General features: G+C 57.9%; 21 protein-coding genes. 12 read left to right on the forward strand and 9 right to left on the reverse strand.

All coding sequences use genetic code 11. The features are described from left to right. The first annotated feature begins 17 nt into the window (after window positions 1-17). Window positions 18-644, forward strand: a complete 627-nt coding sequence (locus NL64_RS17145; RefSeq protein WP_034149264.1) for a response regulator transcription factor — start codon at window positions 18-20, stop codon at window positions 642-644. Continuing rightward, a complete protein-coding gene (locus NL64_RS17150) occupies window positions 645-3,884 on the forward strand; it encodes a transporter substrate-binding domain-containing protein (RefSeq protein ID WP_052321261.1) in 3,240 nt (1,079 codons plus the stop codon). 143 nt (window positions 3,885-4,027) lie between these two features. Here NL64_RS17150 and dkgB read toward each other — a convergent pair whose 3' ends face one another. The 3 genes from dkgB to NL64_RS17165 all read right to left on the reverse strand — a co-directional run bounded on the left by dkgB (window position 4,028) and on the right by NL64_RS17165 (window position 6,552). Beyond that, window positions 4,028-4,831 carry a 2,5-didehydrogluconate reductase DkgB gene (gene dkgB, locus NL64_RS17155; protein ID WP_034149265.1) on the reverse strand — a complete coding sequence of 268 codons (804 nt, stop codon included), beginning with the start codon at window positions 4,829-4,831 and terminating at the stop codon, window positions 4,028-4,030. A 145-nt stretch (window positions 4,832-4,976) separates the two neighbouring features. Further along, on the reverse strand, window positions 4,977-5,519 hold the full coding sequence (locus NL64_RS17160) for a PaaI family thioesterase (RefSeq protein ID WP_034149318.1): 543 nt from the start codon (window positions 5,517-5,519) through the stop codon (window positions 4,977-4,979). A 124-nt stretch (window positions 5,520-5,643) separates the two neighbouring features. Beyond that, window positions 5,644-6,552, reverse strand: a complete 909-nt coding sequence (locus NL64_RS17165; protein WP_034149266.1) for a LysR family transcriptional regulator — start codon at window positions 6,550-6,552, stop codon at window positions 5,644-5,646. A 104-nt stretch (window positions 6,553-6,656) separates the two neighbouring features. On the opposite strand from NL64_RS17165, the gene NL64_RS17170 reads away from it, so the two are divergent. From NL64_RS17170 to NL64_RS17190, 5 genes are all read left to right on the forward strand, one after another. Then, window positions 6,657-7,523 carry a pirin family protein gene (locus tag NL64_RS17170; protein WP_034149267.1) on the forward strand — a complete coding sequence of 289 codons (867 nt, stop codon included), beginning with the start codon at window positions 6,657-6,659 and terminating at the stop codon, window positions 7,521-7,523. Between the two features lie 92 nt (window positions 7,524-7,615). Further along, window positions 7,616-8,299: an isochorismatase family protein gene (locus tag NL64_RS17175; protein WP_034149268.1), complete on the forward strand. Its 684-nt coding sequence runs from the start codon at window positions 7,616-7,618 to the stop codon at window positions 8,297-8,299. A gap of 55 nt (window positions 8,300-8,354) precedes the next feature. Then, window positions 8,355-8,981 (forward strand): isochorismate family cysteine hydrolase YcaC, encoded by a 627-nt coding sequence (ycaC, locus tag NL64_RS17180; RefSeq protein WP_034149269.1) that lies wholly within the window; start codon window positions 8,355-8,357, stop codon window positions 8,979-8,981. A gap of 141 nt (window positions 8,982-9,122) precedes the next feature. Continuing rightward, a complete protein-coding gene (locus NL64_RS17185) occupies window positions 9,123-10,565 on the forward strand; it encodes a mechanosensitive ion channel family protein (RefSeq protein WP_034149270.1) in 1,443 nt (480 codons plus the stop codon). A gap of 113 nt (window positions 10,566-10,678) precedes the next feature. Next, complete coding sequence (locus tag NL64_RS17190) at window positions 10,679-11,119, forward strand: carboxymuconolactone decarboxylase family protein (RefSeq protein ID WP_034149271.1); 441 nt, start codon at window positions 10,679-10,681, stop codon at window positions 11,117-11,119. 23 nt (window positions 11,120-11,142) lie between these two features. Here the strand turns inward: NL64_RS17190 and NL64_RS17195 are convergent, their stop codons facing one another. From NL64_RS17195 to NL64_RS17210, 4 genes are all read right to left on the reverse strand, one after another. Continuing rightward, window positions 11,143-12,735 carry a DHA2 family efflux MFS transporter permease subunit gene (locus NL64_RS17195; protein ID WP_034149272.1) on the reverse strand — a complete coding sequence of 531 codons (1,593 nt, stop codon included), beginning with the start codon at window positions 12,733-12,735 and terminating at the stop codon, window positions 11,143-11,145. Continuing rightward, the gene (locus tag NL64_RS17200) at window positions 12,732-13,853 is read right to left on the reverse strand and encodes an HlyD family secretion protein (protein WP_034149273.1); all 1,122 of its coding nucleotides are present in this window, start codon (window positions 13,851-13,853) and stop codon (window positions 12,732-12,734) included. Before NL64_RS17200 ends, NL64_RS17195 begins: the two co-directional genes overlap by 4 nt. Window positions 13,854-14,197: 344 nt before the next feature. Next, window positions 14,198-15,025 (reverse strand): queuosine precursor transporter, encoded by an 828-nt coding sequence (locus NL64_RS17205; RefSeq protein ID WP_052321262.1) that lies wholly within the window; start codon window positions 15,023-15,025, stop codon window positions 14,198-14,200. Beyond that, window positions 15,015-15,614 carry a helix-turn-helix transcriptional regulator gene (locus NL64_RS17210; protein WP_034149274.1) on the reverse strand — a complete coding sequence of 200 codons (600 nt, stop codon included), beginning with the start codon at window positions 15,612-15,614 and terminating at the stop codon, window positions 15,015-15,017. Before NL64_RS17210 ends, NL64_RS17205 begins: the two co-directional genes overlap by 11 nt. Window positions 15,615-15,994: 380 nt before the next feature. Here NL64_RS17210 and NL64_RS17215 point away from each other — a divergent pair, with 380 nt between their 5' ends. Continuing rightward, window positions 15,995-16,378 carry a DUF6124 family protein gene (locus NL64_RS17215; protein ID WP_034149275.1) on the forward strand — a complete coding sequence of 128 codons (384 nt, stop codon included), beginning with the start codon at window positions 15,995-15,997 and terminating at the stop codon, window positions 16,376-16,378. Between the two features lie 36 nt (window positions 16,379-16,414). Continuing rightward, window positions 16,415-16,669 carry a hypothetical protein gene (locus NL64_RS17220; protein WP_034149276.1) on the forward strand — a complete coding sequence of 85 codons (255 nt, stop codon included), beginning with the start codon at window positions 16,415-16,417 and terminating at the stop codon, window positions 16,667-16,669. Window positions 16,670-16,724: 55 nt separating this feature from the next. On the opposite strand, the gene NL64_RS17225 is transcribed toward NL64_RS17220, so the two are convergent. Together NL64_RS17225 and NL64_RS17230 are read right to left on the reverse strand one after the other, a co-directional pair. Continuing rightward, window positions 16,725-17,906 carry an acetyl-CoA C-acyltransferase family protein gene (locus NL64_RS17225; protein ID WP_034149277.1) on the reverse strand — a complete coding sequence of 394 codons (1,182 nt, stop codon included), beginning with the start codon at window positions 17,904-17,906 and terminating at the stop codon, window positions 16,725-16,727. Further along, window positions 17,903-18,685: an enoyl-CoA hydratase gene (locus NL64_RS17230; RefSeq protein WP_034149278.1), complete on the reverse strand. Its 783-nt coding sequence runs from the start codon at window positions 18,683-18,685 to the stop codon at window positions 17,903-17,905. The genes NL64_RS17225 and NL64_RS17230 overlap by 4 nt, the downstream gene beginning before the upstream one ends. 217 nt (window positions 18,686-18,902) lie before the next feature. On the opposite strand from NL64_RS17230, the gene NL64_RS17235 reads away from it, so the two are divergent. The 3 genes from NL64_RS17235 to NL64_RS17245 are packed head-to-tail and all read left to right on the forward strand — an operon-like array spanning window position 18,903 to window position 22,363. Then, window positions 18,903-20,009 carry a polyamine ABC transporter substrate-binding protein gene (locus tag NL64_RS17235; protein ID WP_034149279.1) on the forward strand — a complete coding sequence of 369 codons (1,107 nt, stop codon included), beginning with the start codon at window positions 18,903-18,905 and terminating at the stop codon, window positions 20,007-20,009. 30 nt (window positions 20,010-20,039) lie between these two features. Continuing rightward, entirely contained in the window at window positions 20,040-21,458 is a 1,419-nt protein-coding gene (locus NL64_RS17240; protein ID WP_034149280.1) for an aminotransferase, read from the forward strand. Then, a complete protein-coding gene (locus NL64_RS17245; RefSeq protein ID WP_034149281.1) occupies window positions 21,455-22,363 on the forward strand; it encodes a helix-turn-helix domain-containing protein in 909 nt (302 codons plus the stop codon). Before NL64_RS17240 ends, NL64_RS17245 begins: the two co-directional genes overlap by 4 nt. Window positions 22,364-22,366: the final 3 nt, after the last annotated feature.

Raw genomic sequence — 22,366 nt, forward strand, 5'->3', positions numbered from 1 at the left:
TTGCACAGGGAGTTGCCATGAAGTCAGTGCTGATTGTGGACGATCACCCGGTGATTCGCGGCGCGGTCAAAATCGTTCTCAAGCAGGAAGGGTACAAGCGCATTTACGAAGCCGACAGCGGTAACGAAGTGTTGCCGATGATCCGTGAGCACCGGCCCGATCTGGTCGTGCTGGACCTGAATATCCCATCCCTCGACGGATTGGATGTGCTGGCGCGGATAAAGGCCGGTGAGGTGCCGTGTCGCGTCGTGGTCTTCACCTCTCAGGAACCGATGTTTTATCAGGAACGCTGCATGCGCGCGGGTGCCTCGGCTTATGTGGCGAAGACCAACGATTTACAGCACTTGCACAAGGCCGTGCACGCGGTGATGTCGGGGTACACCTATTTCACCCGGCTGCCCTCGAGTTCGGTGTCGCTGAGCACGTTGCAACGCAGCGAAAAAGAGTTGATCGACAAGCTCTCGGATCGCGAGCTGACCATTTTTCAGCACCTGGCCCGGGGCATCAGTAACAAGGCGATCGCCGAAATCATGCATTTGAGTCACAAGACCGTCAGCACCTACAAAACCCGCTTGACGGAAAAGCTCAACGTGGAGTCGTCGGTGCATTTGCGCGACCTTGCCCGACGCAATCATTTGATCTGAATGAACGCCTACCCACGTCTGTTCGGCCTGCTGAATCTTTTGTTGCCGTTGCTTTGCCTATGGGCATCGAGTGCCGGTGCGCAGCCACAATCCCTGACGCTACTGGGGCGATCCAGCGTCGAAGGTTTTAGCGCCGGACTCTCGGGCGCAGATTCGCGCTGGCTGCAGCAAAAGGGTCGACTGGTGCTGGCCGTGTCCGCACCGGACTATCCGCCCTTCGAGTTCAACGTCGAGGGTAAGCTGTTCGAGGGGGTGACCGCAGATTACGCCGGTCTGCTGCGACAGCTGTTGAAGGTGGAGGTCGAGGTTCAACGCTACCCGTCGCGAGCAGACGCGGTGCGGGCGATCAAGCAAGGCGAAGCGGACTTGCTGGGTACGGCCAATCGTTTCGAGGCGGAAGATCGGCAATTGCAGATGTCTCGCGCCTACGCGGTGGATCAGCCGGTGTTGGTGACCCGCACCGATTCGCCTTCGGTGCCGGACCCGACGCTGACCGGCAAACGCCTGGCGATGCTGTATCACTATTTGCCCGAACAAAACGTGCAGCATTTTTATCCACAAGCGGATGTGCGACTGTTTCCCTCGACGCTGGCAGCGGTGGGTGCCGTAGCGTTCGGTCAGGCAGACGTCTATCTGGGCGACGCGATCAGTGCCCATTACTTGATCAGTAAAAATTACCTCAACAACGTTCAGTTGGCGGATTTCTCGCGGATGGAATCCGGGCGTTTCGCCTTTGCGATGGCCCGGGACAACGTGCAGCTGTTGCGCATCGTCAACCAGGCGCTGGCGGCGGTCACGCCCAGTGAACAGATGAATATCCTGCGGCGTTGGGGAGCCTACGGGTTATCCATGCCGGGCACTCAATCACTGCAATTGAGCGTGACCGAACAGCGCTGGCTGAATGCGCACCCGCGTGTGCGGGTGGCGATCAACGAAAATGTCCCGCCGATTTCGTTCATCGACAGTGAAGGCAAGTTACGCGGGATCAGCGTGCAAGTGCTGGCGAAAATCACCCAGCGAACCGGCCTGCAATTCGATATCCAGTCCATGCAGTCGGTGGCCGAGATGCTTACGGGCATCAAAGATGGCCAGGTCGACGTGCTGGCTGGTATCGGCCTCAGTTCTCAGCGTGAAGAGGCGTTGCTTTTCACCCGGGCATTCCTGACCAGTCCGTCAGTACTGGTCACCCGCATAGCACCGGACAGCCCGAAAACCCTGGATGAGATGGACGGAAAAACCCTGGCACTGACCCAGGGCAATATCGTCGGCGAGTTCATTCGAAAACACTTCCCGGGGATCCGTTGTGTGGATGCGCCACTGTCGGCCGAGGCCATGGAAATGGTCGCTCAGGGCAAGGCCGACGGGGGCATCAACTCATTGATCAGCGCCCGTTACCTGATTTCCCGGCAATACCGCGATCGCCTCCAAGTGACCAGTACCGTGGGCACCGACCCTGCTCGCAGCACCCTGGCAACCGGTCGTGAAGCCATCGAGTTGCATTCGATTCTGGACAAGGCCTTGCTGAGTATTCCCCCAGAGGAAATTGACGAGTTGGTTCAACCCTGGCGCAATGATTTGCTGGTGGAACAAAGCTATTGGCTGCGCAATCGACAGACGATTCTTCAGGCGTTTGCCGTCGCTGGCGTCTTGCTTTTGCTCGCATTGGGCGGGATGGTCTGGCAGCGTCGGCAGATCCGTCAGCGCCAGCAATTGTTGGTTCAATTGCAGGACGCCAAGGTCGCTGCCGACGATGCCAACCGGGCCAAGACTACGTTTCTGGCGACCATGAGCCACGAAATCCGTACACCGATGAATGCTCTGATCGGCATGCTGGAGCTGGCACTGAAACGAGCGGACGAAGGCTTTACCGACCGCGCTGCCATCGAAGTGGCGTCGAATGCCGGACAACAATTGCTGGGCTTGATCGGCGACATCCTCGACATTGCCCGCATCGAGTCGGGGCATTTGTCGTTGACGCCGGAACGGGCCAATTTGCAGGCGCTGGTGCAGTCGGTGTGCCGGGTCTTTGAAGGTCTGGCCCGGGAGAGGAATTTGAATTGGCGGGTTGAACTCGACGCGCGCAGCGATTGCGATGTGATGATTGATCCCACGCGCTTCAAGCAGGTGCTGTCGAATCTGTTGAGCAATGCCATCAAGTTCACCCGTCAAGGTGAAGTCAGTCTGCGGCTGCGGGTGGACGCAGCGGCATCCGGGCGTTTGGCGGTTAATGTAGCCGTCGCAGACAGCGGCATCGGTATCAGTGAATACGACCAGAAACGATTGTTCAGCCCGTTCGTGCAGGCCGGCAACAGTCAGCAAACCGCTCGCCAGGGTTCCGGATTGGGACTGGTGATCAGCCGTACCCTGTGCGAAATGATGGGGGGGCAATTGCTGCTCGACAGCGCCCTCGGGCGTGGCACGCGGGTAGATATCAACCTTGAACTGCTCGCGTTGCAACCGTTACCCGCCATTGAGGTGGTGCAAAGTGAAGCGCAGACGCAGACCCGGCCGCTGACCGTTCTGGTGGTCGATGACTATCCGGCCAATCGCCTGCTGCTTTCACGACAACTGCGCTTTCTGGGACATCAGGTTCTGGAAGCGGAGGATGGTCAGCAAGGTATTGAGCAGTGGCGTGAACACGAATTCGACCTGGTCATCACCGACTGCAACATGCCGGTTTTCAGTGGTTATGAATTGGCGGGTGCAATACGCGATGAGGAGCGGTTCAACGGCCTTGCGTCCAGTCTGATTCTGGGCTTTACCGCCAATGCACAAGCTGAGGAAAAGATTCGTTGTATCGAGGCCGGTATGGACGATTGTCTGTTCAAACCGATCCGCTTGGTGGACCTGAGTACCTGGCTGGCCAGCAGGTTTTCCAGCGAATCGGCCAGGGTCACCGCTGACACGCCAAACGCCGAAATCGATTTGACCGGGCTGGAGCACTACGTCGGCGCGGACCATGAGTTGATCACCCAATTGCTGCAAGACCTGGCCACCACCAACCGCGATGACCGCGAGCGTCTGCTACAAGTGCACGCCAGTGGTAATCACGATGGTTTGCAGGTATTGGCGCATCGCATCAAGGGCGGGGCGCTGATGGTCCGGGCGCTGAGTCTGGTCGAATGTTGCGAACAGCTGGAGCGTGCGTGCAGCGCGGGCAACACCTCACTGATCGACTCGGCCGTCGATCAGTTGCAGCACGCCATGCAGCGCCTGGACCACAGCCTGGGGCAGGCCTGATAGGCAAACCTGTGGCGAGGGAGCTTGCTCCCGCTGGACGGCGCAGCAGTCCCCCTTCTTCATCAGGTGAAGAGGGGCCGCTTCGCGACCCAGCGGGAGCAAGCTCCCTCGCCACAGATACCTTTTTTTCGCAGGCCTGAGGCTTAATCCCAGTTCGGCGCGATGCCTTTCGGGCTGGTCAAGCGCTGGCCGCGATCCAGACTTGCGATCAACGCCATGTCGGCGTCGCTCAGCGTCAGCACGCAGGCTTTCAGGTTGCTGGCGAGGTTGTCGCGCTTGGTCGAGGAAGGGATCACTGCGTAACCCAGTTGCATCGCCCAGGCCAGGGTGACTTGAGCCGGTGTTGCTTGCAGGCGATCGGCGATTTGCAGGATCACCGAGTCCTTCAGGACTTCGCCGTAGGCCAGGGTCATGTACGACGTAATCTGAATGCCTTGGCTTTGTGCGAACTCGACGACTTTGCGGTTTTGCAGGTACGGATGCAGTTCGATCTGGTTGGTGGCGATGTGCTCGGCACCGACGGCGGCGATGGCTTGCTTCATCAGGTCGACGGTGAAGTTCGACACGCCGATCTGCCGAGTCAGGCCCAGGCGTTTGGCTTCGAGCAGGGCGCCCATGAATTCTTCCACCGGCACTTGGTCTTCGGGGGACGGCCAGTGAATCAGGGTCAGGTCCAGGTAATCAGTCTGCAGTTTTTGCAGGCTCTCCTTGAGGCTGTCGATCAAGCGATCCCTGGCGAAGTTGGCGACCCAGATCTTGCTGGTGATGAACAGTTCTTCACGGGCAATGCCGCTGGCGGCGATGGCCTCACCGACTTCGGCTTCGTTCTCGTAGATTTGCGCGGTGTCGATGGCCCGGTAGCCCAGTTCCAGGCCGGTGCTTACCGAATCAATGACCACCTGGCCTTGCAAGCGAAAGGTGCCCAGGCCGAATTCGGGAATAGACATGAATGACTCCAGAGGTTGCAGTGGGAATGGCCGCGAGTATCCGCGCCTGCATCCGTGAGAAAAACCGCTGGAGCGGCAAAGCAATGTTGACTGGAAATCAAAGATCAAAAGATAAAGATCAAAAGATCGCAGCCTTCGGCAGCTCCTACACACCCCGCGCCTCAAGAATCATGCAGGTCGTCGATCCCGTCGCATACAAGCGCCCATCCACGTCATAAATCCGCCCCTCGGCCAATGCCGTCGAACGCCCCAGATGCACAATCTTGCCCTCGGCCCGCACCGGTCCGCTGGCGTTGTTCAAGGCCCGCACATAGCTGATGCGCAGGTCCAGCGTCGTATAACCCTGGCCTTTTTTCAGCTGCGTATGGATCGCGCAGCCCATGCACGAATCCAGCAAAGTCGCGGCATAACCGCCGTGCACCGTGCCCAGCGGATTGTAATGCCGCGAATCCGGTGTGCCTTGAAAGACAAACAGCCCGGCGGACCATTCGATGGGGATGAAATCCATCAGCGTGCCAATGGGCGGCGAGGGCAGTTCGCCGTTGCCGATACCGTCGAAAAACTCGGCGGGCGATAACGCGCTGACCTCAGCAAGGGACAAACTGCCAGGCCCCGCAAGGCGGGCGCGCATGGCCTGTTCCTGAGCGATCCATTGGGCGAGCGTGGCGTCGCGGTTTGGGCTTTGCATGATCATGACCTCGGACAGTTCTGGGTATTATGGCTGTAATCCAGATCGATATTATGCCCGAAATAAAATCCCCGCCAGCCCCCCAATCAGCTTGCTGCTTGCTGCTAAATACTTGCCGCTGCTCTCAAGCAATATCGGAGTGACTGAACTCCTCGCCTAAAAAGTCGATCAGCGCGCGCACTGACGGCAGCAATCCTCGGCGCGAGGGGAAGATCGCATGGATGACCCCGCACTTCGGCGCCCAGCCCGGCACCAGTTCCACCAAGCGTCCGGCCGCAATGTCATCGCGCACGACCACGGCAGGCAGGTGGACGATGCCGACACCGGCAACCACCGCGTGGCGAAGCGCCAACAGGTCATCGGTGACCATTCTTGGCGTGTGCCGAATTGTCGCGCTGGCGCCGTCGGCACCGAGCAACTCCCATTGATATTCACGCTGCGCACCGCCCCAGTGCAGGCTGGGCAAGCCGCTCAGGTCGGCGGGAGAGGGCGGTGACGACAGGTGTTCGGCGAATGCCGGACTGCCCACAATGCACTGAGTGCTGTTGCCCAGCACCTTCATCACCATGTCGGTGTTTTCCAACGGCGGAAAACGTACCCGCAACGCAATGTCGTAACCCTCGTGGATCAAGTCGACCCGGCGGTTGGTGCTCTCGATGAACAACTCCACCAGCGGATACTTGAGCATGTAGCGGGTCAGCATCGGCCCTACCCAGGAGTTCAGCAACGCCGTCGGGCAACTGATGCGCACCAGACCCTGGGGTTCCGAGCGATTGCGTTCGATCAATTCGGCAGCGCTTTCCGCTTCGACGCGCATCGCCAGGCAACGCTGGTAATAGGCCAGGCCGATTTCTGTCAGCGAAAATTGGCGGCTGGTGCGATTCAGCAACCGCACGCCAAGGCGCTCCTCGAGTTCGGCAATGCGTCGACTGAGCTTGGACTTGGGCATGTCCAGCGCCCGCCCGGCCGCAGCAAAGCCCTGATGTTCCACCACTTGGGTGAAGTAGTAGAGGGTGTTGAGGTCTTCCACCATCGTTCTCCAAATAGAACGCTAAGGTTGATTTTTGCAGTCTAGCGCAGCAAAGGCCTCGGTTTTAAGCTTTGTCCATGGCTTCAACCACCTGATTCGGAGGCACCATGAAAAACATCATCGGTATCTACACCAGCCCGCGAGCCCATTGGGTCGGCGACGGTTTCCCGGTTCGCACGCTGTTTTCCTACGACAACCTGGGCAAACACATCAGCCCGTTCTTGCTGCTGGATCACGCCGGTCCTGCTGAATTCACCCCGACCACCGAGCGTCGTGGCGTTGGTCAGCATCCGCACCGTGGCTTCGAAACCGTGACTATCGTTTACAAAGGCGAGCTGGAACACCGCGACTCCACCGGCAGCGGCGGCAAGATCGGCCCCGGCGACGTGCAATGGATGACCGCCGCCTCGGGAATTCTCCATGAAGAGTTCCACTCCGAAGGCTTCGCCAACAGCGGTGGCACCCTGGAAATGGTGCAGTTGTGGGTCAACCTGCCAGCCAAGGACAAAATGGCCGAGGCCGGTTACCAGACGATTCTGGATGGCGACATCCCGAGCATTGCCTTGAAGAACAACGCCGGCAGCGTGCGTTTGATCGCCGGTGAATTCGAAGGCCACAAAGGGCCGTCGCGCACTTTTACCCCGATCGACGTCTGGGACCTGCGCCTGAATGCCGGCAAGTTGCTAACGCTGGATCTGCATGAAGGGCGCAACACCGCACTGGTGGTTTTGCGCGGTTCGATTCAAGTCAACGGCCTGGAGTCGGTGCGTCAAGGGCAGTTGGCATTGTTCGACCGCAAGGGCGATCAAATTACCCTCGAAGCCAGCGAGGACGCGGTGGTGCTACTGCTCAGCGGCGAACCGATTGACGAACCGATCGTCGGTCACGGCCCGTTCGTGATGAACACCGAGCAAGAAATTCACCAGGCCTTCGCCGACTTCCAGTCCGGCCGCTTCGGCCGGATGCACGGTTAATCCGTAGCGCTTCTACAACCCGACTCTACCCAGGATGAGTGGGCCGGTTTTCAGGCCAGGGATGGCTGTTGCCTGTCAAAAGAGGAACACTGATGAACACCGTCAACGCGGCCAACTTCAACGGCCAGAAACCGACCATCGACCCCAACGACAGCGCCATGCTGTTGATCGACCATCAGAGCGGACTGTTTCAGATCGTCAAAGACATCGACGTGCCGCAGCTGCGGGCCAACGCCATTGCCCTGGCGAAAGCCGCGACCCTGCTGAAGATGCCGGTCATTACCACCGCTTCCGTGCCACAAGGTCCGAACGGGCCGCTGATCCCGGAGATTCACGAAGCTGCGCCGCATGCGCAATACGTGGCCCGTAAAGGTGAAATCAATGCCTGGGACAACCCGGAATTTCACGCGGCGGTCAAAGCCACCGGCAAGAAAACCCTGGTGATCGCCGGCACCCTGACCAGCGTATGCCTGGCGTCCCCCTCCATTGCGGCGGTGCATGAAGGCTACAAGGTATTCGCCGTTGTCGACGCCTCGGGCAACCACTCGAAACTGGCCACCGATCTGACAATCGCCCGTTTGGCGCAGGCCGGAGCGGTGCCGATCGACATCATGGCCACGCTCTCTGAGCTGCAACGCTCGTGGAACCGTCCGGACGCCGAGCAGTGGGCCGCTGTCTACGCCCAGGCCATGCCGCATTATCAATTGCTGATCGAGAGCTATCTCAAGGCTCAGCAAGTGGCGAATGAACACGAAACGCTGGATTCCCAGCGCTAACTGCGACCACCACGCCGACTTCCCTCGGCATCGATAAAACGTGAGGACTACTGCAATGACTACTTCTTACAAGCGTCTCGACAAGGATAACGCCGCCGTTCTGTTGGTGGATCATCAGGCTGGCCTGCTGTCGCTGGTACGCGACATCGAACCGGATCGTTTCAAGAACAACGTGCTGGCCCTGGCCGACCTGGCCAAGTACTTCAAATTGCCGACCATTCTGACCACCAGTTTTGAAACCGGCCCCAACGGCCCGCTGGTGCCCGAGCTCAAGGCGCTGTTTCCGGACGCGCCATACATTGCTCGCCCTGGCCAGATCAACGCGTGGGACAACGAAGACTTCGTCAAGGCGATCAAGGCCACCGGCAAGAAGCAATTGATCATCGCTGGTGTGGTGACTGAAGTGTGCGTGGCGTTCCCGGCGCTGTCGGCGCTGGCCGAAGGCTTTGACGTGTTCGTGGTGACCGATGCTTCCGGCACTTTCAACGAACTGACCCGTCAATCGGCATGGGATCGCATGTCGGCCTCCGGCGCGCAACTGATGACCTGGTTCGGCCTGGCCTGTGAGCTGCATCGCGACTGGCGCAACGATGTGGAAGGCCTGGGGACCTTGTTCTCCAACCACATCCCGGACTACCGCAACCTGATGACCAGCTACAACACCCTGACCGACAGCAAATAGCACAAGCGCACATCGCCCCACTGTAGGAGCTGCCGCAGGCTGCGATCTTTTGATCTTGATTGAAGATCAAAAGATCGCAGCCTGCGGCAGCTCCTACAATGTATGCGATATTGCGCCGATAACCCGTGCTGGAGTTGCTTGATGCTGTCGTTGCTCACTGAACATCCGCTGATTTGCGCGTTGGTCCTGATCCTGACCGATCTGGTGTTGTGGCGCTTGATTGGCACCCGTGGCCACAACGTGAAACTGCTGGTACGGGTGGTGATTTTCGCGCTGTACAGCCTGGTGCTGTTCAACGAAGGCATGAACCCGCTGGAACCGGCGCCCTGGGTCGAGAACGTGCCGTTGCATCTGGCGGCCACGGGGTTGCAGATCGGCTGGTGGCTGTTCGCTGCGCGCACCCTGACCGTGCTGATCGGCGCGGGACTGATGCAACGGGTGGGGCATACCGGGCGTTTGCTCCAGGATTTGCTGGGTGCGGTGATCTTCCTGGTCGCGGTCATCGCCGCCCTGGCCTACGTGCTCAATCTGCCGGTCAGGGGCGTGCTGGCCACGTCCGGCGCGTTGGCGATCATCGTCGGCCTGGCGTTGCAAAGTACCCTCAGCGACGTGTTTTCCGGGATCGTCCTCAACACCACCAAACCCTATCAACTGGATGACTGGATCGCGATCGACGGCACGGAAGGCCGGGTCATCGACATCGACTGGCGCGCCACGCGGCTGCAAACCTCCCAGGGCAGCATGATCGTGATTCCCAACTCGCTGGCGGCCAAGGCCAAGATCACCAACTTCAGCCGGCCCAGCGACATGTTCGGCGTTGCGATCAGTCTGCAGATCAGCCCCCATGTCCGTCCCAGTACGGTGATCGAAGCCCTTGAGCGCGCAAAGCAGGGCTGCCGCATTCTGCTCAGCAAGCCTTCGCCAAAAGTCGCGCTGAAAAGCTCTACGGCCGCTGGCGTGGAATACGAAATCAGCGGCTTTGTCGCCTCGATGAGCGAAAAGCGCGAGGTGCGCAATCAACTCTACGATCTGGCGTATCGGCACTTGCGCGCATCCGGGGTCAATTTGCTGTCGAGCGTGGAACCGATTCCGACCACCGACCTCTCACGGCCACGGGCGTTGATCGACAGTTCGCCGATTTTCTCGACCTTGCGTGAGGAAGAGAAAGAAACCTTCAGCCAGAACATGACCCTGCAAAACTTCCGCGCCGGGGAGACGATCCTGGCGGCGGAGGAGGTCAGCGATCATTTGTTCATCATCGAGTCCGGGGTGGTGTCGGTGACGCTGAACCGCAACGGGACGCTCATGGAAACCGGTCGCATGGGGCCGGGTGAAGTGATCGGCGAGGCCGGCATCCTGACCGATAGCTCGCTGCCGGCGGAATTCGCCGCGAAAACTGCTTGTGTGCTTTATCGCATTGAAAAGGGCTATTTGAGACCGTGCCTGGAGGCTCGCCACGACATCAACGATGCGATGCAAAACTTGCTGGATTTCCGCTTGCACAAGGTCAAGGCCATGAGTCAGGACGTGCCGGTGGTGGTGCAGAAGAAGGGGTTTTTGAAGTGGTTGCTTAATCGGGCGTAAGCCGCTGGGTTCCTGGAGGTCATTGGCCTCCTCGACTTCTGGAATATTGGCTATTTGTGCAAACCGGTCGCGGGGCTAACGTAATGACACATTCACCTGCCCTGGAGCCTTCCATGCAACCGCGTATCGATTTCTACACCGCCTCGCCTGACGCTCTCAAAGCGATGATCGCCCTGGAAACCGCCGTCTCCAAACTGCCGCTGGAAAAGAATCTGATTGAACTGGTCAAGCTGCGCGCGTCGCAGATCAACGGCTGTGCCTTCTGTATCGACATGCACACGGCCGATGCGATCAAGGGGGGCGAGACCCCACGTCGTCTCTTCGCCGTAACCGCCTGGCGTGAGGCGCCGTTCTTTTCCGAGCGCGAGCGTGCCGCGCTGCTCTGGACCGAATCCCTGACCCAACTCAGCCTGACCCACGCCCCGGACGAAGACTACGAAGTGGTCAGCGCTCAGTTCACACCGAAGGAAATGGTCGACCTGACCGTGGCCATCAGCACCATCAACAGCTGGAATCGCCTGGCCGTTGGCTTCCGCAAAACACCTCAAGCCTGACTTTCAGCAGGAGCGCCGATGCCTCAGTGAGCATCGGCACTCGGCGCGGCCGGTGGTTGCACCTTGCGCATCAAGGGCACCATCACCGTGGCGATGATGAAGCAGACCATGATCATCAGAAACGCGTCGCCGTAGGTTTGCGTTTGCGCTTCGCGATAGGTCAGCAGCCAGAGCTGATGCAGGCTCGCAGTGACCCCGACATCGCCGCCCTGGCCGAGGGCGGCGAAGTTGTTTGCGACCTGGGACAGCCACTGGTTCAGTGCTTCGTTGGTGCTGTTGAGGTTTTCCGCCAATCTTGTGAAGTGCAGGTTGGTACGGTCATTGAGAATGGTCGCGCACGCGGCGATACCGATGGCGCCGCCCAGGTTGCGCATCAGGTTGAACAGCCCTGAAGCATGTTTGAGTCGCGCCGGTGCCAATCCACCCAAAGTCAAAGTCACCGCTGGCGGCACCGCCAGTTGCTGGGCGATGCCGCGCAAGGCTTGCGGCAGCATCAATTCCCTGGCGCCCCAGTCGTGAGTGATCGGGCTGAAATCCCACATCGACAAGGCAAACAACCCAAGGCCGGTCATCATGATCCAGCGCAGGTCGACGCGATTGGCCAGAAAGGCGTACAGCGGAATCGCCATGATCTGGAACACCCCAGTGGAGAAAACCGCCAGACCAATGTCCAGCGCGCCGTAGCCACGCACCCGACCGAGAAACAGCGGGGTCAGGTAAATAGTGGCGAACAGGCCAATCCCGGTGACGAAGGAAAAGAAGCAGCCGAGGGCGAAGTTGCGGTCCTTCAAGGCATGCAAATCGACGATCGGATTGGCCACGTGCAAGGTCCGGCCAATGAACGCCAGGCCGGCCAGGCCGCTGATCCACGCCGTGGTGAGAATGGTGCGGTCGCTGAACCAGTTCCAGCGCGGGCCTTCTTCGAGGGTGTATTCCAGGCAGCCGAGAAACAGCGCCAGGAACACCATGCTCAGATAGTCGGCGCCCTTGAGCAGAGAGAGTTCCGGTTGGTCGATTTTCACCAGCATCGGCACCGCCACGGCGACGAAAATCCCCGGCACCAGGTTGATGTAGAACAGCCAGTGCCAGGAGGAAATGTCGGTGATCCAGCCACCGATTACCGGCCCCAGTGTCGGTGCCAAAGATGCGACCGCGCCGATGGTTGCAGCAGCAATCACCCGTTGCTTGCCGGTGAAGAAAAAGAATGCGGTGGTGAACACCAGCGGAATCATCGAACCGCCGAGAAAACCTTGCAAGGCGCGGAAGGCGATCATGCTCTGAATGTTCCACGCCGCGCCGCAAAGCAGGCTGGTCAGGGTAAAACCCACCGCTGACGCGCAGAACAACCAGCGCGTGGAAAACACCCGCGACAGCCAGCCGGACAGCGGAATCACGATGATTTCAGCGATCAGGTAGCTGGTTTGCACCCACGCGGTTTCGTCGGTGCCGGCGGAGAGGCCACCGCCAATGTCACGCAACGACGCCGAGACAATCTGGATATCCAGCAGCGCAATGAACATGCCGATGCACATGCTGGCGAAGGCGAAGACCTTGGTCGCTGTCGTCATGCTCGCGGCATCGAACGGTTGCGCGGGGAGGGCGAGCGCGCGGCTCATGGTGCGCTGGCCACGGCTGTGGTTTCAGGCTCCTTGCGCGTGTCGACTTCCGCGGTGACCGACAAGCCGGGGCGCAGATGGCCGAGCACGCTGTCGGCCGGATCAAGGTAAATGCGCACCGGCACCCGCTGCACGATCTTGGTGAAGTTGCCGGTGGCGTTTTCTGGCGGCAGCACGCTGAATTGCGAACCGCTGGCGGGAGCAAGACTGTCCAGATGACCGTGGAATTCCTGCCCGGAAAGCACGTCGGCATGGATCACCACCCGTTGCCCCGGCACCATGCGCGCCAGTTGGTCTTCCTTGAAATTGGCATCGACCCACAAGCCGCTGGACGGCACCACCGACAGCAACTGCGAACCGGCCTGGGCATAAGCGCCGACCCGCGCCCGGCGATTGCCGATCACACCATCCACAGGGGCGCGAAGTTCGGTGTAGCCGACGTTCAACTGCGCCAGGTCACGCTCGGCTTTGGCTTGAATCAACGCGGCGCGGGCTTGTTGTTTCTGGGTAGCGATCACATTCAATTGCCGTTGCGCTGCCAGCAATTCAGCCTGGGCGCGATTGCTTTGGGCCTGTGCCGTCTTGAAAGTGGCGTTGGCCCGTTGCGCGCTTTCCACCGAGACCGCGTTGGTGGTGACGAGCTTTTTGTAGCGCGCATCGTCATCGCGCGAGCGCAAGGTTTCGGCACCGGCGGCGTCAATGCCGGCTCGTGCCTGACCGATCACCGCTTGTTGCAGTTGCTCGGTGGCATCAAGGTTGGCGAGCAAGGCTTCTTCCGCCGCCACCGCGCCTTCGGTCTTGGCCAGGTTGGCGCGGTAATCGCGGGCGTCGAGACGAATCAACACATCGCCAGCCTTGACCTTCTGGTTATCAGTCACCAGCACTTCATCGATGTAACCCGCGACCTTCGACCCAATCACCGTCACGTCGCCGCCGATGTACGCGTCGTCGGTTTCTTCAATGAACCGCCCGGCCGTCCACCAATGCGCGACGTACACACCGGCCAGCACTAGCGCAGCGATGACCGTTGTCGCCAGTAACAGGCGCTTCAGCAGGGAAGGCTTCGGGGTGTTCACCGGCACAGCAAGGTCGGGTTCAACGGTGGGCATGCTGGTCATGGAGAATTACCTGTCGGAAACGGCTATAAATTACGTACGTAATATGACGTATGTCATATTTGGTAGCAATTGGTTTTTGTTGCCGGTCGTCAGGTGTCTTGTGATCGTGAACTGAACTGCGATCTGTAGGAGCCGGCTTGCTGGCGATTGGGATCTCAGAGATGTGCTGTTCTCGAGGTCGTCATCGCTGGCAAGCCAGCTCCTACAGGTCAGGGCTAACGTCGATCCATCGGAAAAGCTCCCGATGTTGTCATCCACCGAAGTCGGGGGACAGAGGTGGGCAACTAATCTGTTTAGGCGGTTTGGGCTCCAGATATATATTTTTTGAATAATGATCTAGCGCCTTAGGCGGGCAGGATGTTGAAAATGGCGAAGCACATTTTTATGGCTATTTGAATATAAACTATTTTGAGTATGTCGCTGTTCTCCATGGTTCCATAAAATGCAATGAAGCAAAAAATAAAGCTGTCGATTATTACCGCGAAAAAAGTGCTGAAAAAGACTCGCAAAAATAGAAAACGGGAATTTGTCAGTTTTTTTATTTTGCAAAGAAGATAAGAGTTAACATACTCAGAAAAAAGAAAAGAAATACACGATGCTATCAGTGCAGATGATACATGTGTAATTACTTCGGTGTAGGGCGTGTCGAGTCTCCAGCCAGATAAGCCTGGAAGGTAGCTGGTGCCAGTCAACAGAATTAAAATAAAAGCATTGCTTGCAAATGCAAATAGTATGGCGCGTCTTGCGAGTCTTAATCCGTATGATTCGTTTAGTATGTCAACTACCAGAAAGGTAAGCGGATATATAAAGACTCCCGGTGTAATAGTGATATCAAGGGATGCTATGTAGACAAGTTTCGTGGTAGCAATATTTGTGAAGATGTAAAGAGCGAAAAGAGTCAGGTTCAGGGCAACATAGGCCATCCACGATTTTTCATGGCGGTCATTGATTTCGTAAGTGGTTAATGCTGCTCCTCCGGAGTAATATTTTCGGTATATGTCTCTGGTTTCCGCCTTGCTCAGGTCATCTATTATTTCACTTCTTAATATCTCATTGATTCTTACTTTTATTATTTTTCCAGTTGAAATAACCATGATGATGACGAGATTTTGGTTTTTTTCAAAACCTAATAATTTATATTTAACATTATCGATTTCCACGCTACTTTTCATTGAATCTTTCCTCAATGATATCTCCAATAACGTAAGTGTTCTCAGAGGCAAAATGGTTCTCACCGACAATTACTGATTTTTTCGTTGTTTTGTTAAAAGCCAATTTGTCATCGGTGTTATTTGAAACTCCCCTTCTCACAATCAAGATGTCTCCTGCCTCGTTCAATCCGTTGATATCATTTTCCAATAGGACACCTATGACATTGCATGCCGTACCAAAGTAATATGTCAGCGGGTGAGTGATGGCTAACTCTCCAATTTTTTTATCAAGACTCTGAATCAGTAACCCTTCTCGAATGATAGGAACTGCTGCGGGATTCATGTTTCCGTGTGGTGAGACACTGCTCTCTATTGTTTCCTTTTCTTCAAAGTCAACCGTTTCGATTTCATTGTAAGAAACGCCGAAAAAATCAGATATTTTGCGGATGGTCGATTGTTGTACATTTACCACCCTGCCTTCCAATATGTTGTAAATGGTTGTTCGGGTTACGCCACTGGAATTGCATAAAGAAAGTCGAGTCTCCCCGCGGCTCTTTATCAGGTATTTAATATTGTTTTTTAATTTTTCCGTTCTGTCTTTCTTGTGCATTGAATATTTACCGTTTCCATGCTCATTCAATAGGCCAAGCGCATATGTGTTTTTTGAAAAATAATATCCTACACATCTGGGCCTCTGGGAGAAAAGATAAATTTCACATCGGCCCACATAGATAGAATTATTCGTGTGACTAGGATCTAACTCTTCATATCAGATGCGGCCTACTTAAATTAAAGACTGTTCCTACAGTAATTCGGATATGCCAAGGTTTCGTATCGGGCGAGAATCATTTAATTACACAGATGTTCATTTATTTGATTAATAAAATGGAATTTTCTGGTAATAAAACGACTGATCCGCCACGTATGCCCGCCACCTGATTTTTGATGAAGGCGAGAGACTGGCGTGTTCTCAACTTCCAAGGAGCGTGTATGAAAAAGGCCATCCCAATCGCACCCAAGCCGTCGGGCCTTCCCGCCAGCGGCAACGTCGATTTACCCAATACCCCCAAGTCATCCGAACAACTCGTCACCGTGCGCCTGCGCAATCACACCCGCCCTGAACCTGCCAGCCAGTTCTTCGCGGTCATTCCGGACGTCGACACGCAATCCCTGCTTAGTCACACCTCTGAAACCCTTGCTTCCCTCAGTGTCATGGCCACCGATCTCGCCCGTGAGCTCGAAGGCCCGCGCCGTCAGGTGATTTTGACCATTCAGCAACTGTCCGCACTGGGCGAATTAATGGTCAATCGAGCGCTGGATAACCTGGATTCGCCTCGGCAATCGTCTGAAACACCATCTACCAGCCAACGCTGAACAATTACGTTTTTTATCTAATGGAGGTTTTTTGTCATGGATCGATACATGCCTGTCACCGGTATCGACTGCAGCGTCCCGTCGTTGCTGATCGACACCGAGGCGCCGCTGGATGTGTTGCATGAAACTGCTGCCTACCGCATTCGAACGGCGACGCAACTGCTGGAGAGTTATGCGGATGGCGAGGGTGTGCACAGTGAACTGGCGCGGGTATTGGTGACTTCACTGCGCGATGGCTGTGATTTGTTGGATGTCGTCGGGCGGCGATTGCAGCGGCAGGTTTCAGCGTAGATAAAAAAGGGCGCCTACGGCGCCCGGTATTTCAGCGTTTCAAAACAGCAAGCTCTCAGGTGCGTTCGAATATTGCCGCAATGCCTTGACCACCACCAATGCACATGGTCACCAGCGCATAACGGCCGTTGATGCGGTGCAGTTCGTGGATGGCTTTGGTGGCGATGATGGCGCCGGTGGCGCCGACCGGGTGGCCGAGGGCGATGCCCGAGCCGTTAGGGTTGACTTTGGCCGGGTCGAGGTCGAGTTCCTGGCTGACGGCGCAGGCTTGTGCGGCGAAGGCGATATTGGCTTCGACCACGTCCATGTCGGCGACGGTCAGGCCGGCGCGTTTGAGCGCCAGGCGTGTGGCCGGGATTGGGCCAAGGCCCATCAGTTCCGGTTCGACACCGGCGTGGGCGTAGCTGACCAGGCGGGCGAGTGGGCGCAGGTTGTTGACCTGTACCGCGGCGCCGGTGGCCATGACCAGTGCGGCGGCACCGTCGTTCAGGCCGGAAGCGTTGCCGGCGGTGACCGAGCCGTCCTTTTTGAACGCTGGCTTCATCGCCGCCAATTGTTCCAGGGAGGTGGCGCGTGGATGCTCGTCGACGCTAAACAGCTTGGTGCCTTTGCGATCCTGGATTTCCACGGTCGCGATCTGCTCGTTGAAGTAGCCGTTGGCAATCGCATGGGCGGCGCGTTTCTGGTCTTCCAGCGCCAGGGCGTCCTGCATTTCGCGGGTGATGCCGTTGCGCGCGGCGACGTTTTCGGCGGTGATGCCCATGTGGATGCCGTGGAACGGGTCGTGCAGGATGCCCAGCATGTAGTCGATGGCTTGCACATTGCCCATGCGCGCACCCCAACGGGCGGACGGCAGCAGGTACGGGCCGCGGCTCATGGACTCGGCGCCGGCGCCGATGGCGATGTCGGCATCGCCCAACATCAAGGTCTGGGCGGCATTGATGATGGCCTGCAGGCCGGAACCGCAGAGGCGGTTGACGTTATAGGCCGGGGTTTCTTTCGGGATGCCGGCGTTGATGGCGGCGACGCGGGAGATGTAGGCATCGCGGGTGTCGGTCGGGATCACGTTACCCATCACCAGGTGACCGACGAGTGCCGGGTCCACGGCGGCGCGTTCCAGGGCGGCTTTCACAGCGGTGGTCGCGAGGTCGGCCGGTGGCACGTCCTTGAGCGAACCGCCGAAGGTGCCAATGGCGGTACGGGCGGCGCTGACAACGTAGATTTCCGGGGTGTTCATGGCTGTTTTCCTTTCGGTGGATTCTTATCTGTACTGCGATTGAGCAGGGCGTTCAAGGCCGTTTTTGCTTCATCGCTGTTGAGGCGCTGGATGAACAGCAAGTTCTCTTCGCGCAGGGTGGCTTGCAGTTCGGCCATGCCGGCCTGTTTCATCAATTGACGCGATTGGCGCAGGGATTCTTGTGGCATTGCCAGCAGTCGCTGGGCGAGACGGGTGGCCGCCGCCAGGCATTGCGCGCCGTCGTCGAATACTTCGTTGGCCAGGCCCCACGTCAAAGCTTCGCTGCCGTCGAGGCTGTCGCCCAGCAACAGCAGACGTGTCGCTCGGGCCTGACCGAGCAGGCGCGGCAGCAGCAGGCTGGCGCCAAACTCCGGACACAGGCCCAGGTTGACGAAAGGCATGCGCAGCTTGGCGTTGCGGGTGACCAGGACCTGATCGCAATGCAGCAGCAACGTGGTGCCGATGCCGATGGCCGCCCCGCAAACCGCAGCAATCAGCGGTTTTTGCAGGTGAGTCACGGCGCGCATCAGGCGGAATGCCGGGCTGTCCAGATGCGTCGGTGGTTCCTGAAGGAAATCCACCAGGTCGTTGCCGCTGGTAAAGCACGTCGGGCCGCCGGTCACGATGATCACCCCGACCGAGTCGTCTTCGTCCGCCGCAAACAACAGGTCGGCCAACCTCGTGTACATGCTGTTGGTCAACGCGTTGAGCTTGTCGGGACGATCGATCGTCAGCGTCAGCACGCCATCGCGATGCTCTTGTTTGATCAGGTCGGTCATTGCTGGCTCTTGCAGAGTCGGTTCGACGGCCACTTTAAGCGCCGGGCTTACTCCGGAGCTATGACAAAACGGGTCAACCGAGCTGATGCTTTTTGCCATATGGCGTCGCGAAAACGACCACACACCCATTCGGGGTATGGTGCCGTCCGGCGAATCCACCAATAGTAGGTTCATCCGCTCATCCAGAGCCGAACTCGCTTGATAAGGTGCATTTGCTATGGGCAAGACACTGCTTAAGGTGATTTCCAGTCTGTTTGTTGTACCGCTGACTTTGAATGCCTACGCCGCCGAGGTGAACGACAGCAATACGCTGCGGTTGTACAACTGGACGGATTACATCGGCGAGAACACCCTGGCGGACTTTGAAAAGGCCACCGGTATCAAGGTCATCTATGACACGTTCGATGCCTATGAAACGGTGCAGGCCAAGTTGCTCACCGGCCACTCCGGTTATGACCTGATCGTGCTCAACGCGTCCCTGGTGCCGCCGCTGATCCAGGCCAAAGTCTTCCAGCCGCTGGACAAGAAGTTGCTGCCGGGCTGGAGCAATCTCGACCCGAAAGTGCTGCACGACTTGCAAGGGTTCGATCCGGGCACCGCCTACTCGGCGCCCTACACCTGGGGCAGTAACGGCGTCACCTATAACGTCGACAAGATCAAGGAACGCATGCCGGATGCGCCCATTGGTTCGCTGGCGATGATCTTCGATCCGAAGATCGTCTCGCGCTTCGCCGACTGCGGCGTGACCCTGCTCGACGCCCCCACCGAAGTCATCCCGATGGCCCTGACGTATCTGGGGCGAGACCCAAGAAGCGCCGCGCCGGAGGATCTGAAAGCCGCCCAGGATTTGCTCCTGTCGGTGCGGCCTTACATCCGCAAATTCGACTCGGTCAATTACCTCACTAGCCTGCCCAATGGCGACGTGTGCATGGCCATGACCTGGTCTGGCGACTACGCGACAGCCATGGCCCGTGCCGAAGAAGCCAAGAAGCAGATCAACCTGGCGTACTTCATTCCCAAGGAAGGCTCGCTGATCTGGTTCGACAACATGTACATCCCGACCGACGCGCCCCACGTCGCCAACGCCCACAAGTTTCTGGAGTACTTGATGCAGCCGCAGGTGATGGCGGACGTAAGCGATTACATCAATTACGCCAACAGCAATGCGGCGGCCACGCCCTTGTTGAATGCCAGTGTGCGCGACAACCCGGCCATCTACCCCGATGCACAAACCCGCGAGCGGCTCTTCCCGCAGAAAACCCAGAACGCGAAAGACATGCGTGCCATGACACGCGTCTGGAGCACCGTGAAAAGCGGAATTTGATCGTTCAATCGTTTTGTTTGAGGTTTTGGTATGACTAACTCGACTAAAAAACTGTTCTCGACCGTAGAAGCCGCTGAACTGGTCAAGGCCGACAAGGCTCATCACATGCACGGCTATCACGTGTTCGACGAGCATGCCGAGCAAGGCTCGCTGAACATCGTGGCCGGTGACGGCGCCTACATTTACGACACCGAGGGCAACCGCTTTCTCGACGCGGTCGGCGGCATGTGGTGCACCAACATTGGCCTCGGTCGCGAGGAAATGGCCCTGGCCATCGCCGATCAAGTGCGGCAGCTGGCCTATTCCAATCCGTTTTCCGACATGTCGAACAACGTGGCGATTCAGCTGTGCGAAAAACTTGCCAGCCTCGCGCCCGGCGATCTCGACCATGTGTTTCTCACCACCGGTGGCTCCACGGCGGTGGACACCGCGTACCGGCTGATCCAGTACTACCAGAACTGCCGTGGCAAGCCGGAGAAGAAGCACATCATCGCCCGTTTCAACGCCTATCACGGCTCGACCACGCTGACGATGTCGATCGGCAACAAGGCCGCCGACCGGGTGCCGGAGTTCGATTACGCGAACCCGCTGATCCACCACGTTTCCAATCCCAATCCCTACCGCGCACCGGAAGGCATGGACGAGGCGCAGTTTCTCGAGTTCCTGGTCAAGGAATTCGAAGACAAGATCCAGTCGATTGGCGTCGACAAGGTTGCGGCTTTTTTCGCTGAACCGGTCATGGGCTCGGGTGGCGTGATCATTCCGCCAAAGGGTTATCTCAAGCGCATGTGGGAGGTCTGCCAGCGCTTCGACATCCTGTTCGTTGCCGATGAAGTGGTCACTTCGTTCGGACGCTTGGGCAAGTTCTTCGCGTCCAAGGACGTGTTCGACGTTCAGCCCGACATCATCACCACCGCCAAGGGGCTGACCTCGGCCTATCTGCCGCTGGGCGCGTGCATCTTTTCCGACCGCATCTGGAAGGTCATCGCCGAGCCGGGCAAGGGCCGCTGCTTCACCCACGGTTTCACCTACAGCGGGCATCCGGTGTGCTGCACGGCGGCGCTGAAGAACATTGAAATCATCGAGCGGGAAAACCTGCTGGCCCATGTCGACGATGTCGGCGGCTACCTGGAGCAGCGTCTGGCCACGCTCAGGAATTTGCCGCTGGTGGGTGACGTGCGTTGCCTGAAATTGATGGCGTGCGTGGAGTTCGTCGCCGATAAGCGCACGAAGGCGTTGTTTGCCGACGAGATCAATATCGGTGAGAAAATCCATTCGCGAGCCCAGGCCAAAGGTTTGCTGGTGCGGCCGATCATGCACCTCAATGTCATGTCGCCGCCGCTGATTCTCACTTACGCCCAAGTGGATGAAATCGTCGAGATCCTGCGCGAGTGCATTCTGGAAGTGGCGGCCGAGCTTGAGCAGAGCGGCCAGTATTCCGGGCAATGAGTGCTTCAGTCAGGCTTTTACCTAGGGCCTGCTCACCCGCTAGACTGCGGGGCATGAGCAAACCGAACGACGATACGTTGATCGCAATGCCCTTCGGGGCGTTGCACAAATGGCATGGGGGAATGCGCGAGGCATTCGCCCATATCGACGAGCCTGACGCCCTGCAATACCTGGCGTCAGCCTTGGCGCAACTGGTGTCCATCGAGTCGATGATGATCAGCCTGGAGCGCAAGGACCGCGCGCCGCAGTTGCTGCATCAGCGCGGGATTGCCCAGGAGTATCAGGTGTCGATTCTCGAGCGCTATTTTTCCGGCGGCTATTTGCTCGACCCATTTTGCCTGGCGGTGGAGCAGGGGCTGGCGCAGGGGTTCTATCACCTGGAGGAAATTGCCCCGGACAACTTTTTCGACAGTGACTATTACAAGACTTACTACCTGAACGCGGGTTGTTCGGAAGACAGCTACTACATCGTCGACGCCGGCAATGACACGAAGATTTCCGTGAGCCTCTTTCAAGGTTTCGGCGGTGAGTGCCTGCGGGTCGAACAGTTGAATGTGTTGCGCGCCGTCGAACCGCTGGTGCGCGAGTTTGTCAGCGAGTTCAGTCAGCGTGGCTTGCAGCGCAATAGCGAAATCCAGAGCAATAACGATCAAGGCCTGCGCGATGATCTCAAACACCGGGTGCAGTCGGCGTTCGAGCAATTCGGTTGCGACGTACTGACCGAACGCGAGCGGGAAGTGGCCCACATGGTACTCAGGGGCCACTCGGTGAAGTCCACGGCCAGCCAGATGAGCATCTCACCGGAAACCGTGCGCATGCACCGCAAGAATCTGTATATGAAACTGGAAGTGGGATCGCAGTCGGAGTTGTTTGCGCTGTTTATCGAGTGGTTGCGCAAGCACTGAACA

Origin of the sequence: Pseudomonas fluorescens (genome assembly GCF_000802965.1) — a bacterium.
GTDB lineage: Bacteria > Pseudomonadota > Gammaproteobacteria > Pseudomonadales > Pseudomonadaceae > Aquipseudomonas > Aquipseudomonas fluorescens_A.

Coding starts and splice junctions, on each gene's coding strand:
- NL64_RS17145 (WP_034149264.1), top strand. CDS start 18: ATGAAGTCAGTGCTGATTGTGGACGATCACCCGGTGATTCGCGGCGCG.
- NL64_RS17150 (WP_052321261.1), top strand. CDS start 645: ATGAACGCCTACCCACGTCTGTTCGGCCTGCTGAATCTTTTGTTGCCG.
- dkgB (WP_034149265.1), bottom strand. CDS start 4,831: ATGTCTATTCCCGAATTCGGCCTGGGCACCTTTCGCTTGCAAGGCCAG.
- NL64_RS17160 (WP_034149318.1), bottom strand. CDS start 5,519: ATGCAAAGCCCAAACCGCGACGCCACGCTCGCCCAATGGATCGCTCAG.
- NL64_RS17165 (WP_034149266.1), bottom strand. CDS start 6,552: ATGGTGGAAGACCTCAACACCCTCTACTACTTCACCCAAGTGGTGGAA.
- NL64_RS17170 (WP_034149267.1), top strand. CDS start 6,657: ATGAAAAACATCATCGGTATCTACACCAGCCCGCGAGCCCATTGGGTC.
- NL64_RS17175 (WP_034149268.1), top strand. CDS start 7,616: ATGAACACCGTCAACGCGGCCAACTTCAACGGCCAGAAACCGACCATC.
- ycaC (WP_034149269.1), top strand. CDS start 8,355: ATGACTACTTCTTACAAGCGTCTCGACAAGGATAACGCCGCCGTTCTG.
- NL64_RS17185 (WP_034149270.1), top strand. CDS start 9,123: ATGCTGTCGTTGCTCACTGAACATCCGCTGATTTGCGCGTTGGTCCTG.
- NL64_RS17190 (WP_034149271.1), top strand. CDS start 10,679: ATGCAACCGCGTATCGATTTCTACACCGCCTCGCCTGACGCTCTCAAA.
- NL64_RS17195 (WP_034149272.1), bottom strand. CDS start 12,735: ATGAGCCGCGCGCTCGCCCTCCCCGCGCAACCGTTCGATGCCGCGAGC.
- NL64_RS17200 (WP_034149273.1), bottom strand. CDS start 13,853: ATGACCAGCATGCCCACCGTTGAACCCGACCTTGCTGTGCCGGTGAAC.
- NL64_RS17205 (WP_052321262.1), bottom strand. CDS start 15,025: ATGAAAAGTAGCGTGGAAATCGATAATGTTAAATATAAATTATTAGGT.
- NL64_RS17210 (WP_034149274.1), bottom strand. CDS start 15,614: ATGCACAAGAAAGACAGAACGGAAAAATTAAAAAACAATATTAAATAC.
- NL64_RS17215 (WP_034149275.1), top strand. CDS start 15,995: ATGAAAAAGGCCATCCCAATCGCACCCAAGCCGTCGGGCCTTCCCGCC.
- NL64_RS17220 (WP_034149276.1), top strand. CDS start 16,415: ATGGATCGATACATGCCTGTCACCGGTATCGACTGCAGCGTCCCGTCG.
- NL64_RS17225 (WP_034149277.1), bottom strand. CDS start 17,906: ATGAACACCCCGGAAATCTACGTTGTCAGCGCCGCCCGTACCGCCATT.
- NL64_RS17230 (WP_034149278.1), bottom strand. CDS start 18,685: ATGACCGACCTGATCAAACAAGAGCATCGCGATGGCGTGCTGACGCTG.
- NL64_RS17235 (WP_034149279.1), top strand. CDS start 18,903: ATGGGCAAGACACTGCTTAAGGTGATTTCCAGTCTGTTTGTTGTACCG.
- NL64_RS17240 (WP_034149280.1), top strand. CDS start 20,040: ATGACTAACTCGACTAAAAAACTGTTCTCGACCGTAGAAGCCGCTGAA.
- NL64_RS17245 (WP_034149281.1), top strand. CDS start 21,455: ATGAGTGCTTCAGTCAGGCTTTTACCTAGGGCCTGCTCACCCGCTAGA.